This window comes from Acinetobacter sp. 3657 (assembly GCF_031456775.1).
Lineage (GTDB): Bacteria > Pseudomonadota > Gammaproteobacteria > Pseudomonadales > Moraxellaceae > Acinetobacter.
Window position 1 is genome coordinate 40310 of sequence record NZ_JAVDVH010000005.1, and the last position, 13480, is coordinate 53789.

General features: G+C 41.5%; 12 protein-coding genes. 11 read left to right on the forward strand and 1 reads right to left on the reverse strand.

All coding sequences use genetic code 11. The annotated features are described in order from the left end of the window. The first annotated feature begins 7 nt into the window (after positions 1-7). The 7 genes from tssM to J2Y37_RS07355 all read left to right on the forward strand — a co-directional run bounded on the left by tssM (position 8) and on the right by J2Y37_RS07355 (position 8080). A complete protein-coding gene (tssM, locus tag J2Y37_RS07325; protein ID WP_349032397.1) occupies positions 8-3817 on the forward strand; it encodes a type VI secretion system membrane subunit TssM in 3810 nt (1269 codons plus the stop codon). A gap of 37 nt (positions 3818-3854) precedes the next feature. Beyond that, a complete protein-coding gene (gene tagF / locus J2Y37_RS07330) occupies positions 3855-4814 on the forward strand; it encodes a type VI secretion system-associated protein TagF (protein WP_349032398.1) in 960 nt (319 codons plus the stop codon). A 2-nt stretch (positions 4815-4816) separates the two neighbouring features. Beyond that, the gene (locus J2Y37_RS07335) at positions 4817-5584 is read left to right on the forward strand and encodes an OmpA family protein (RefSeq protein ID WP_349032399.1); all 768 of its coding nucleotides are present in this window, start codon (positions 4817-4819) and stop codon (positions 5582-5584) included. Positions 5585-5617: 33 nt separating this feature from the next. Further along, the gene (locus tag J2Y37_RS07340; protein WP_005195670.1) at positions 5618-5881 is read left to right on the forward strand and encodes a PAAR domain-containing protein; all 264 of its coding nucleotides are present in this window, start codon (positions 5618-5620) and stop codon (positions 5879-5881) included. A gap of 128 nt (positions 5882-6009) precedes the next feature. Beyond that, a complete protein-coding gene (gene modA / locus J2Y37_RS07345) occupies positions 6010-6777 on the forward strand; it encodes a molybdate ABC transporter substrate-binding protein (RefSeq protein WP_349032400.1) in 768 nt (255 codons plus the stop codon). Then, a complete protein-coding gene (modB, locus tag J2Y37_RS07350) occupies positions 6774-7463 on the forward strand; it encodes a molybdate ABC transporter permease subunit (protein ID WP_241322957.1) in 690 nt (229 codons plus the stop codon). The genes modA and modB overlap by 4 nt, the downstream gene beginning before the upstream one ends. Further along, the gene (locus J2Y37_RS07355) at positions 7463-8080 is read left to right on the forward strand and encodes an ATP-binding cassette domain-containing protein (protein ID WP_349032401.1); all 618 of its coding nucleotides are present in this window, start codon (positions 7463-7465) and stop codon (positions 8078-8080) included. The genes modB and J2Y37_RS07355 overlap by 1 nt, the downstream gene beginning before the upstream one ends. Here J2Y37_RS07355 and chrA read toward each other — a convergent pair. Next, positions 8075-9418, reverse strand: coding sequence for a chromate efflux transporter (chrA, locus tag J2Y37_RS07360; protein ID WP_349032531.1), 1344 nt, complete (start codon positions 9416-9418; stop codon positions 8075-8077). The two genes, J2Y37_RS07355 and chrA, sit on opposite strands and share 6 nt — an antisense overlap. 293 nt (positions 9419-9711) lie before the next feature. On the opposite strand from chrA, the gene tauA reads away from it, so the two are divergent. The 4 genes from tauA to tauD are packed head-to-tail and all read left to right on the forward strand — an operon-like array spanning position 9712 to position 13273. Next, a complete protein-coding gene (gene tauA, locus J2Y37_RS07365; RefSeq protein ID WP_349032402.1) occupies positions 9712-10734 on the forward strand; it encodes a taurine ABC transporter substrate-binding protein in 1023 nt (340 codons plus the stop codon). Positions 10735-10743: 9 nt separating this feature from the next. Then, complete coding sequence (locus J2Y37_RS07370; protein ID WP_349032403.1) at positions 10744-11535, forward strand: ATP-binding cassette domain-containing protein; 792 nt, start codon at positions 10744-10746, stop codon at positions 11533-11535. Further along, positions 11532-12413, forward strand: a complete 882-nt coding sequence (gene tauC / locus J2Y37_RS07375; RefSeq protein WP_349032404.1) for a taurine ABC transporter permease TauC — start codon at positions 11532-11534, stop codon at positions 12411-12413. The genes J2Y37_RS07370 and tauC overlap by 4 nt, the downstream gene beginning before the upstream one ends. A 14-nt stretch (positions 12414-12427) precedes the next feature. Continuing rightward, on the forward strand, positions 12428-13273 hold the full coding sequence (tauD, locus tag J2Y37_RS07380; RefSeq protein WP_349032405.1) for a taurine dioxygenase: 846 nt from the start codon (positions 12428-12430) through the stop codon (positions 13271-13273). Positions 13274-13480: the final 207 nt, after the last annotated feature.

Sequence of the window (13480 nt, forward strand, 5' to 3'; positions counted from 1 at the left end):
GAACTCAATGTACATCATTTTAGGTTATCTGTGGCAGTACATCACCAATCCGAAAGCAATTATTGCCTTGTCTTTATTTGTGGCACTTGTTTCTTCCTATTCGGTTATTCCACGTCATATTTTTCTGGCTTTGGCTGCAACCTATGTACTGGGTTTAATCGGCTATGGCATTTATTGGTTGATCCAAAGAAAACGCCATGCTGCACAGGGTGAAGAGTTAGCCAATGCGATTGAGCAAGAAAGTAGTGCTGAACATGGTCAACAAAAAGATAAGGCTGAATTACAGTTAATCCATCAGCAGATGAAAGAATCGATTCAGTTGATTCGTAAATCAAAATTAGGCGATAAAAAAGGCAATGCTGCGCTTTATGAATTGCCTTGGTATATGGTGATTGGTAACCCAGCGGCAGGAAAAAGTTCTGCAATTTATAACTCTGGGCTAAAGTTTCCTTTTGAAGAAACGCATCAAAGAATGGTCTCTGCAGGTCTGAGTGGCACACGTAATTGTGATTGGTTTTTCTCAACTGAAGGGATCTTACTGGATACCGCAGGACGCTATTCGGTCTATTCGGAAGATCATTCTGAATGGTTAGGCTTCCTGAATATTTTAAAGAAAAATCGCTCCAAAGCCCCTGTAAATGGCTTAATTGTGATTGTGAGTATCGCTGAATTGGTCAGTCAGAGTCCTGAAAGCTCATTGAAATTGGCCAAGAACTTACGCGCTCGTATTCAAGATTTGACCGAGAAATTAGAAGTTGTGGTTCCTGTCTATTTGATTTTCTCTAAAATGGATTTGATTGCTGGATTTACGGAGTTCTTCGATTGTTATGAATCGCAAGAATACAACCAAGCTTGGGGGGCGACTTTACCTTATGAGCAGAACTCCTCACAAAATGCCGTCGAATTATTTGATAAACATTACAGCTTGCTTTATGACGGTTTGAAAAGCGTCAGCACGACGCATTTAAGTCGTCGTCACTCGCAAAACATCTCACCAAGTGTTATGACATTCCCACTGGAGTTCAAAACATTAAAGCCTGCACTTAAGAGCTTTATTGGGACTTTATTTGAAGATAATCCATATCAGTTCCAACCGGTATTCCGTGGTTTCTATTTTACCAGTGCTTTGCAAGAGGGCGTTATTGAAAGCCCAATGACAGAGAACATTGCACAAGAGTTTCAGCTTGAGCATATCCAAAGTAGTACCCAAGAAGGCATCACACCATCAGTTGCGCCGAATCATGGTTATTTCTTACATGGATTGTTCTCGAATGTCATTTTGCGAGATAAGGATTTAGTAAAACAGCACATTAACCCTGCAAAAAAACGTCAACGCTATATCGCATTTATTGGCGCATTGGTGGGCGTTTCGCTGATATTGGGAGTATGGGTCTGGTCATATCGCAATAACCAACAATTGATCAGCGACGTACAGGCAGATTTAGATAAAGTTGTGCATTTAGAAAAGTCATCTGGTGGACAACTCTCAACGCAACTTGAAGCTTTGTTAATCTTACAAGAGCGTCTACAACAACTGGATGAGTTCGATAACAATCGCCCGCTCAAATTCAGTTTTGGTTTGTATCAAGGCAATCAATTACGTGAAAGTTTAAAAGCTGAATACTTGAAAGGTATCAAGCAGATCGTGTTGACGCCAACTCAACAAAATATCGCGCAATATTTACAACGTGTTAAAAATAATGAAACAACGTTGAAAGAAAATCATGTCAATGTCGAAATCAAGCAGGTTGCTAAAACCCAGCAGTATTTAGAGCCGTCTGATAGCAACCCGCAAGATGCTTATAACGCGCTTAAAGCTTATCTGATGATGAGCAATCCTGAATACATGGACAGTAGTCATTTGAGTGATCAAGTCTCTCGTTTTTGGCGTTCTTGGTTAGACAGTAACCGTGGACAAATGCCACGTGGCGAGATGATTCAGGATGCGGAAAAGATTCTTTCTTATGCGATGACCTTGGCCAATCAAAGTGGTTTCCCTATTTTGGAAACAGATGCACAAGTGGTTGATCAAACGCGTCAAGTATTGTTGTCTGTCGTACAAGGTATGCCAGCACGTGATCGTGTTTATAATGAAATTAAAATGCGTGCTGCAGTGCGTTTCCCAGCGGTGACCGTTGGTCAAATTGTTGGCGAGCAAAATCGAGGTATCGTGTTAGGCAGTTATGCATTGCCAGGTGTTTTCACTCAGAAAGCATGGGATGAATATGTGGAAACCGCCATCGATGATGCAGCAAACAAACCAACAGATAGCAAAGATTGGGTGTTGAATAGTCGTCAATCGGACGATCTCACGTTCTCTGGTAGCCCTGAGCAGATTCGTAAACAATTGGTGGCGTTGTATAAGCAAGAATATGTAGCAGAATGGAAAAAGTTCCTGAATGGTATTTATTATGCAAAAGCGGATCAGTTTAGCCAACAGGTCAAAAGTATTGATGTTCTAGGTGAACCACAAAACTCACCAATTCGTGTTCTATTACAACGTATTGCCATTGAAACCAATTGGGATAATCCAATTGTGCAAGCAGAACTGGCGATCCCTGAAAAAGGCTTTGTTGCGTGGTTCAAGCGTAAAGTCTTAAAAAGCTCTGACGATCAACGTACTATTCAAGCCATGAATAAAGCACAGGGTGCAATTTCGCAAGAGTACCAAATGTTCTATCAATTGGTACGTAAGCGTGATGATCTACAAGACAAATCATTATTTGATGAGTATATGAATCATCTCGCGCAGGTGCGTAGTAAGTTCAATGACCTCAAAACAGCAGGTGAGATTGGACCAAGTGCAATGGCATTGGTGAAACAGACCATTACTGATCAAACTTCTGTCTTTAACACTACCCAGAAGTATGTTGATGAGAAAATGATGGTGGGTATGAAAGAAGCCGATCAGCAAGTGGCGCAGAAATTATTGATGAGTCCGTTGACACAGGCATTTTCAAGTTTGATCCTGCCAACTCAGGATGAGTTAAATAAACTTTGGGGGATACAAGCATATCAACCGTTCCAAACCAATCTTAGTCAGAAGTATCCATTCAATTCGAGTGTAACGTTACAAGCCACCAGTAATGAAATCGGTCAGATCTTTGGTGAAACAGGCAGTATTTCTCGCTTTGTGAAAGAGGCTTTAGATCCATTTGTGATTCGCCGTGGTTATGTGTTGACTTCTAAGACGTGGAAAGATTTAGGCATCAGCCTGAATCCACAATTTGTGATGGCTTTCCAACAATATGTTGCACCGATCAATGGTATGGCAACAGGTAGTTTAGATCAGCCTGCGGCTGCGCCAGCATCGAACCAATCTAACTTCCAGTTTTATCCATTACAGAACCCACAATTCTTGTCTTATACCATTGATATTGATGGTCAACGTATGGTCTATGAAAATGGCATTCAACAATGGGTGAATTTTGTTTGGCCAAATAAAGGCGCGATTCCTGGTGCGCGTATCACTGCGATCGATCTAGAAGGACAAACGCATACTATCTTTGATGAACCTGGTGAGTATGGGATCAACCGTTTGATTGATAGTGCACAACGTAAAGAGCAAAATGGTAGCTTTGAGATGGTTTGGAAGAGCAAGGCAAATCCAGCATTATCATTGAAAGTAAACTTCCGATTAATCAGTGGCAATAGCTCAGGCAATGTTGGATCGAGTCGTGGTTATACAGGTCTAAAACTTGTGGATAAAGTGGTGACTGAGAAAGCAGTTCGCGTTGTCTCTGCTCAAATGACTCCAAACAATAGTGCAGCATCACAATCTTCTACTGTTTCGCCATCTCAAGGAGCAACACCGTAATGATTAGGATGATCACGCAGTACCGTGGGGAGGGCGTATGCAAGCAGTAAAAACCACGCCGTTATATTATGGAAAAACGCCTGCTCGAGGGGATTTTATTAAATCCAAAGGTCAATATGCGTTAATTCAGGTGCTTGATCAGTGGATCACTGAAGCACTTGAACATGCAATGCAAGCACCTGAGTTTAAGCAGCGCTATGAGGCATTGCCAGCACTTGATTTCTTTATTGCAAATCCTTCAGAATCGATGTTTCTCGTCGCAAACTTGATTGCCAGCCAAGATAGTTCAGGACGAGCGTTCCCGATGGTGTTGAGTCAATTACTAGAGATTGAACAGCCTTATCAGAATCTGTTGCTTGCACCTTATTTTTATAAGTCGGTGTTGGTGGATTTATTTCAACGAAATCGAGTATTACGCAGTATCCGCGATACGGATGTGATGTTGGATAAGCTAAACAATTTACCCAATTTAGTGCAGGTTTTTACCGCATCAGAATGCAATAGTTTTTATGAAAATCATACTTTGCATTCATTTGCCCAATTGATGAAAATCAATGTTTATCAACTTGTACAAAGTATGATTGGATTAGGGCTTTTGCTTCAACCCATCCTGAAAAATGGCACCAGTCGTCTAAATAAAGTGCTGATTTTGCCGATCAATAATCATATGTATTGCTATGAAATTGCTGCTTTTTGGGTAGGCATGATTGGACGTTTTTTAGAGAAAAGTAATGCCGAAATATTGATTGGTATCTTGCATCGGGAAGAACCGATTTTATTCATCGGTTTTCAAGGGGCAGATATCATGGCTTTAAGTGATTTGTTTACTCAGAATATGCAGAGTGATCATTGGGTATCTTTGATTCAAGCAGAATGGATTGATGCTTATCTTGAACAGAATGCAGGTCTCGCCACTTTAGAGCAATCATTGTGTCAACGTCAGTTAAGCCTTAACCAAGGTTTAAAGCTATTTCGACAAACTTTTTTAGATGAATAAATATGACAAATAATACGAAGTTTATATTGGGTGGTTGGGCCGTTGCTATATTGGGTTTAGCGTTGAGTCCTTTGACAATGGCAGCACCGATAGTGGTTGAAGGCGTTGTTCCGAATGAAGCAAGTAAACAGGCGATTTTGGTTAAAATGCAGTCGGTTTATGGTGCAGATCAAGTGGTAGACAAGATTCAGGTTCGTCCTGTTTCAGCGCCAAACGGTTGGAGTGATTCGGTGACGCGTGTCATTACACCAGATCTCAAGAAAGTGAAGCAGGGACAACTGCGGGTACAAGGGACTCAGATTGAACTGACTGGGAAAATGAGTAATCCAAATGAAATTCAACCCACAGCATCAAATTTTCAGTCTTTAGTGCAACAGCCTTATCGATTTAATGCCCAACTGTCTGTAAATCTGGCTGAGCAAAAAGTCATTGATGATGCTTTAAAAGACCGCATCATTGAGTTTGAGTCAGGTAGTGCGATTTTAACTGATGCAGGTAAACGGATTTTGGATGAAATGGCCGTTGCTTTAAATAAGGTTGGCGGTAAGCAAGTCCGAATCATTGGGCACACAGATAGCTCCGGTGATGCCAATAAAAATACGATTCTGAGTAAGGAACGTGCTGTCGCTGTACAAGATTATTTAGTGGCTAAGAATATTGCAACAGATCGTTTAAGTACGGAAGGTAAGGGTTCTAGTCAACCGATCGCTGACAATGCAACCGCAGATGGTCGCCGTAAAAATCGTCGAATTGAGTTTGAAGTACTTTAATTTTATAGCATCAAAGATGAGAGGGATGTGATTATGGCAACACCCTATATTGTGATTGGTTGTCCAACAACTGGTGGTGGGAAGGTCATTTCTGGAAATAGTAGCTTCTTGATAGAAGGTATCCCAATTGCATGTGTCGGCGATAAAGCGACTTGTCCAAAGCATCAAACGGTTTCGACGATTATTGCAGGCGATCCAAATATGCAGGTGATGGGTAAAATGGCTGCACGGGTCAATGATCCTCTGTCTTGTGGTTGTAAATTGTTGCCGAAGCAGAGTTTGGTTGTGAAAGGCTAATTCTATTTAGTTTGATTTTCCGCAAATGATCTAAAAGCAAAGCACTGGCTAATTGTGGTTTTTAGTGTATCTTTATTAGGCGCTATGTTTGTGGAAACATAGCGAAATCCGAGGAAGATTGAACATCTATGAAGATTAAAGCAGCGTGCTTTGCAACAGTACTGTTCGCAGGAAATTTATTGTTTGGTGCTAATGTATCGGCGAGCAATACGGTGACGGTATATGCTGCTGCGAGTCTGACGGATGCAATTAATGAATTAACCCAATATTATCAACATAAAAATAAAGTCAAAATAAAAACTTCTTATGCAGGTTCTGCAACATTAGCCAAACAGATTGAAGCAGGTGCGCCAGCGGACGTATTCATATCTGCGGATGTGGACTGGATGAATTATTTGCAAACAAAAAAACGAGTCACAGCAAATCATCGGGTTAATTTACTCGCAAATCGTTTGGTATTGATTAGTCCGAAAGATCGCCCAATCAATATTAAAATGCAAAATAACGTTGATCCACTCAGTGTGATTCGAGGTCGAATTTGTACAGGCGATACCAAAAGTGTGCCTGTTGGAAAATATGCAAAGCAAGCTTTAATCTCGCTGGATTGGTGGGGGCGTGTCGAGTCTCGTCTCGTTGCAACAGAAGATGTTCGTGCTGCTTTAAACTTTGTGGCGCGTGGTGAATGTCAAGCAGGCATTGTTTATGCCACTGACGCCGCGGTGACAAAGAATGTGCAGATCGCCGCCGTATTTCCTGAGAATACCCATAAACCGATTATTTATCCAGTTGGATTAGTTAGGAACAATACAGAGTCCTTAAAGTTCTATCAGTTTCTGCAAAGCCGAGAGGGAACTTCTATATTTAAAAAATATGGCTTTAGTGTACTGCCGCAATGATGCTTACACCTGAAGAGATCGAAGTCCTGAAGCTGTCATGTAAAGTGGCAGCAACTTGTCTCATTTTTAGTTTAATTCCTGCCACCTTGATTGCTTGGATATTGGCGCGAAAAGAGTTTTGGGGAAAATCACTATTAGAGACGCTGGTGTTTTTACCGTTGGTGTTGCCACCAGTAGTACCTGGTTATTTATTATTGCAAGTTTTTGGAAATAATGGGTTTTTAGGAAAATATCTTGCACCATTCGGAATAGAGTTTGCGTTTAACTGGAAGGGAGCGGTGCTTGCATCGGCAGTGATGGGTTTTCCGTTATTGGTACAATCGATACGACTCGCAATTGAACTGGTCGATCAGCGTTTAGAAATTGCGGCGAAGAGTTTGGGGGCTTCTTCATTTGGTGCATTTATGCAGGTGACTTTGCCATTGGCCAGTAGTGGGATTTTAGTCGGTAGCATTTTATGTTTTTGTCGAAGTTTAGGGGAGTTTGGTGCGACCATCACCTTTGTTGGTAACATTGCCAGTGAAACGCGGACTTTGCCCTTGGCGATGTATAGTCTCATGCAGCAACCTGATACTGAAGCAGCGGTTTGGCGCTTGATTATTTTGTCATTGACGGTTGCCTTTTTTGCCTTATGGTTTGCGCAGTGGTTCAATCGCTATCAGAAAAATAAGCGTGGGTATGCGTGATGATTGATTGTCATATTCGTTTACAACAAGGTCAATTTAGTCTTGATCAGCACTTCCAGTCCGATCATGCAGTCATTGGTTTATTTGGTGCATCGGGTTCAGGTAAAACCACGATCTTGCACAGTATCGCTGGTCTAATCACGCCGCAATCAGGCTGGATCAAGGTTCAGGATCAGATCTGGTTTGATCATGCTCAAAAGATTAATTTAACGACGCAACAACGCCGCGTCGGTTTAGTTTTTCAAGATGCACAACTGTTTCCACATAAAAATGTGATGCAAAATTTACGTTTTGGGTTTAAGCATATTCAGCCGCAGCAACGGCAGTTTGATGTTGACTATATTATTGAGTTATTAAAGCTAGGTCATTTAGTCGAGCGAATGCCGATTAAGCTTTCAGGTGGCGAGAAGCAGCGCGTTGCCTTGGGCCGAGCGTTACTTTATTCACCACATTTATTGTTATTAGATGAACCTTTATCAGCCTTGGATGCAGCGCATAAGGCTGAGATTATTCCTTTTTTTCAGCAGGTGATACAGGATATCAAAATCCCGATGCTGTATGTCAGCCATGACAAAGCGGAGATCGAGCAGCTCACAGATGTGATATGGTATTTATAAGAGATATAGCATTAATCCACACAGCGCAGATGCAAAGATCACATATAGCACATTGATCTGGAATTTAAATAATGCAATTAAAGCAGCAAGAGTCATCAGTGCAGCTTCAAAATTAAATCCTTGCTCAAAACCATTAGGCCAAAGCACATGATAGCCAAAGAACAGTGCGAGATTTAAAATCACCCCAACCACGGCTGCTGTAATTGCGGTCAGTGGAGCTGTAAATTTAAGTTGGTTATGGGTGGATTCGATGACAGGTGCGCCCGCCAAAATAAATACAAAAGAAAAGAGAAAGGTAAACCAAGTCACGATCACTGCTCCAATTGCACCCGCAAGAAATAAATGTTCAGTTCCCAATAAGGCAGTATTGAAAGCGCCAAGGAAACCAACAAAAGCCACCACCATAATCAGTGGGCCGGGGGTACTTTCACCTAATGCAAGGCCGTCAATCATTTGCGTTGGGCTGAGCCAGCCATAATTCTCGATTGCACCCTGATAGACATAAGGCAGAACTGCATAAGCGCCACCAAAGGTCAGTAAAGCAGCTTTAGTGAAAAACCATGCCATTTGGGTATAAGTATGTTGCCATCCCAATGTTAAGGACAACATTAATATCGGCACACACCATAATAATCCTGCAATGATTAAAATTTTGAGTAGATTCGCCCAACGAAAAATAGCATGATTGGGTGGCGGAGTATCATCATCAATTACCGCTGTACCATAACTTTTTGCGCTATTTGTATTCGTAGTTTGCTGAGCAAATAAGAGCGGATATTTTTTACTGGTCAGATAGCCCAATATTGCCGCACTGAGGATGATGATTGGAAAGGGAATATTAAAGAAAAATATAGCGATAAATGCTGCGCTGGCAATAAACCATAAAAACTTATTTTTTAGGGTACGATGACCGATTTTATAGGTTGCGTGGAATACGATTGCGGTGACAGCCGGTTTTATGCCGTAAAAAAGTCCTGCAATAATTGGGACATCACCAAACTGGATATAAACCCAAGAAAGTAGGATCAGAATAAATAATGAGGGCAGAAAAAACAAAATGCCTGCAACCAAACCACCGATCGTTCGATGCATGAGCCAACCAATATAGGTGGCCAATTGTTGTGCTTCTGGACCAGGAAGCAACATACAGTAATTCAGTGCATGCAAAAACCGCTTTTCTGAAATCCAACGTTTTTGCTCAACCAGTTCTTGATGCATGACTGCAATTTGACCTGCCGGGCCACCAAAACTGATAAAACCTAATTTGAGCCAAAATAAAAAAGCTTGCCAAAAGGGGATGGTTGGAGTTTCTGGTACGACATCGGGTTGTTGCATGATTGGTCTCAGCAAGCGTTGGATTTTTCTTCAGAATAAGATCACGATATTACATCATCTTGTAAGCACCGTATTTATCGAAGCGCAGTATTACTTAATTTATGCGTTTAATGATTCAAAATGATGAATTTATTAGGCCGCTTTCAGGGATTTTTCAAAGGAGTCTATTACAGTCTATTTGGATGTGCTTCATAAGTTGATAGATTTTAAATGAATATACAACGCACTTTTTCTTATTTTTAATCATAAAGCATGACGCATACCATAATCAGATATTGTTGAAAGATCATCTGATTATGGGCATTAAGAACTCCAAGCCACTTATTGTTACAGCAATCGTCCTTGTGGCGATTGTTGCTTTTATTATCTATCAAAATCAAAAAGATGCTGTGCCTATTCATTCTAAAAACAACAAGCCTGTTGTGATCGCCTATCAGACAGGCATTGATCCGACCAAGGTAGCTCAGGTCAATCGAGACTATGAGCGTGACAGTCAGCAAGCTATTCAATGGCGTAAATTTGATGCAGGTTCAGATGTGATTAATGCACTAGCATCAGGTGATGTGGTGATCGGCAATATTGGTTCAAGTCCATTTGCCGCCGCCGCGAGTCGTGATTTACCCATCGAAGTCTTTTTAGTGACTTCAAAGTTAGGTGGTTCTGAGGCTTTAGTAGTGAGTCATAAATCGGGGATTAAAGCACCACAAGATTTAGTGGGTAAGACCATTGCGGTTCCCTTTGTTTCAACCACACACTACAGCTTATTGTCTGCGTTAAAGCATTGGGATATTTCAGAGAACCAACTCAAAATTATTAATTTACGTCCACCTGAAATTACTGCGGCTTGGGAACGCGGGGATGTTGATGCCGCTTATGTCTGGGAACCTGCATTAAGCAAAATCAAAGCCAGCGGACAGGTGCTTACCGATTCAAAACAAGTCGGTGAGTGGGGCGCACCAACCTATGATCTTTGGGTGGTACGTAAAGATTTTGCTGAGAAGAATCCTGAGTTCCTCAAAGCCTTCGTAAAAACTAGCTTGAAGCAGATCGAAGCCTATAACCAAGATCCCAAAGCTTTTGAACAAAATGCGGACAATATTCAGAAAATTGCGCAACTGACGGGGTCGGATAGCAAAGATATTCCATTACTGCTTTCAGGAAATATTTATCTAGATCGTCAGCAACAACAAGCCACTTTAGCGGGTGAGTTTGCCAAAAATATTTTTGATACAGCAACTTTCTTAAATAGTCAGGGCAAAGTCGATCAAGTCAAGTCTGATTATCGAGACAATATCACCACCAACTTCTTACAGCCATAGGAGATCTAAATGAGCGTATTAGCTGCCGAGCATCTTCATTTAACTTTTCCAAAGCAGCATGTACCTGTACTTCAAGATATTAATCTCAAGATTGAAGAAGGGACTTTGACTGTTATTTTGGGTGAGTCTGGCTGTGGTAAAACAACATTGTTGAATATTTTGGCAGGTTTTCAAAAGCCAAGTTCAGGGCAAATTAAACTGGATGATGACGTAGTAACTGAACCTGATGCACGCCGCGCTGTGGTGTTTCAGGATCACGCTTTGCTGCCTTGGTTAAATGTCTCTGAAAATATTGGTTTTGCTTTGCAGCTCAAAGGCTTAAAAGCACATGAAATACAACAGCAAGTTGATACGATCCTGAAAATTGTTGGTTTGAGCCATGTTGCCAAAGCAAATATTTGGGAACTGTCAGGGGGCATGAAGCAACGTGTTGGTATTGCACGTGCTTTGATTAGCCATGCAGCTTTTATCTTGTTGGATGAACCTTTCGCAGCATTAGATGCATTTACCCGTGAAACCATGCAGCAGTTGGTTTTGGATTTATGGATTGAACAAAATAAATCATTCTTCCTGATCACACATGACATTGAAGAAGCCTTGTTACTGAGCAATCAACTGCTACTGATGACCGCACGTCCCGGCAAGATCGTGGAAACTTTAAAATTAGATTTTGCTGATCGTTATAAACGGGGAGAATCCATTCGCGCGATTAAATCCGATCCCAAGTTTATTCAATTACGTGAGCAATTGTTTGAACGGTTACGTGTACAGAAACAAGCAGTAAATGAGGTGACTGTATGACGGGTCAAGCAAAAAATACCGTCTATGAAGTTACGAAGACGGCTGAGCTGCATCCATCCGAGCCCAAGCAATCAAGTTTCGTTCTGAATGCATTAGGAGGGTTTGTAGCTCGCCGCCGTAGTTTGATTCTTAGTCTGTCCAGTGTATTGAGCGTATTGGTGATCTGGTATCTGATCACCGCATTAAACATTGTCCTAAGCTTATTTTTACCGAGTCCACAGGCGGTATGGCAGAAGTTCCTTGAAGTCAGCCAACAAGGCTTTATGCAAGCCACCTTATGGCAACATTTGGCTGCGAGTATTTCTCGTGTCTTATTGGCGCTTGTTGCAGCAATTGCGATTGGTGTGCCCCTAGGGTTGTGGATGGGGCAGAATAAATGGGTACGTGCGGTATTTGATCCGTTGGTTGAGTTATTGCGTCCGATTCCACCTTTGGCCTATTTACCTTTATTGGTGATCTGGTTCGGCATTGGTGAAACCACCAAAGTGCTTTTGATTTTCTTTTCGATCCTTGCACCCGTGATTATCAGCAGTACCCATGGCGTGTTGAGCCATCAACTTAATCGTGAGCGTGCTGCTTTATCTTTAGGCGCGAGCCAGTCACAAGTATTTTGGCATGTGATTTTACCAACGGCTTTACCTCATATTTTAACAGGAATTCGTATTGGTTTAGGTGTGGGCTGGTCAACCTTAGTGGCGTCGGAATTGGTAGCAGCAGATCGTGGTATTGGTTTTATGGTGCAGTCAGCGGCGCAATTCCTGATCACCGATACTGTGGTACTCGGCATCATTGTGATTGCCATTGTCGCCGTCAGTTTTGAATTATTCTTGCGGTGGTTACAGCAACAACTCTCGCCTTGGTATGGTCAACAGTTATAAGTGTGGATGTAAAAATGACGTTAAATATTGAAATCATTAAACCAAGCATTGGTGCAATTATTCATGATGTAGATCTAAATACGGTTGATGAAAAGACCACGCAACAGATTCAACAGGCTTTGCTTGATCATCATGTGATTTTCTTCCGTCATCAGCAGCTAGCACCGCAAGCCCAAGCTGATTTGGCACGTGGTTTTGGTTCTTTGCATATTCATCCGATTTTTCCAACGGTGGAAAATGTACCTGAAATCATTGTATTGGATAGTTGGAAACAAGACTTACGGGACAATGAACTTTGGCATACCGATGTCACGTTTAGCCAAAATCCGCCATTAGGTTGCGTCTTACAAGCCATCAAGATTCCACCTGTGGGTGGCGATACACTGTGGTCAAGTGGAGTCGCTGCATTTGCTGCACTGGATCAAGACTTACAGCAAAAGTTGCAGGGCTTAACGGCTACCCATGATATTCGTCAGTCTTTCCCGATTGAACGTTTTGCACATAATGAAGTTGAGCGTCAAAAACTGGAACAAACCTTTAAACGTAATCCTCCAGTCATTCATCCAGTGGTGAGAACGCATCCTGTCACAGGTCAGCCGATTTTATTCGTGAGTGAAGGTTTTACCACGCGTATTAATGAATTAGATGAGGCGGAAAGTGCTGAGTTGTTGCAGTATTTATTTGAGCATGCGACCAATGAGCAGTTCCATTTGCGTTGGCAGTGGCAAGCAGGTGAAGTTGCGATTTGGGATAATCGTTGCACGCAGCATAAGGCTTTATTTGATTATGGTGATGCGCATCGGATTATGCATCGAGCCACTATTAACGGTGATGTGCCGTTTTATAAAGCTGCAAGTTAAGTCTCTATTTTTTGGTTATTTAAAGCAAGCTTAGGATGCTAATGAGTCCTAAGCTTGTTTGTGCTTGAATGATAATCTGTTGAACATTTGACAAAAAATACATTTTTTTAGACAAAAATCCCTTTTTATAAAAAAATAAGTTCTCTTTAACGCTTTTGGCTACCACATAATTTTGTTTAACTTTAAACATGCTTTATAACAGACAGT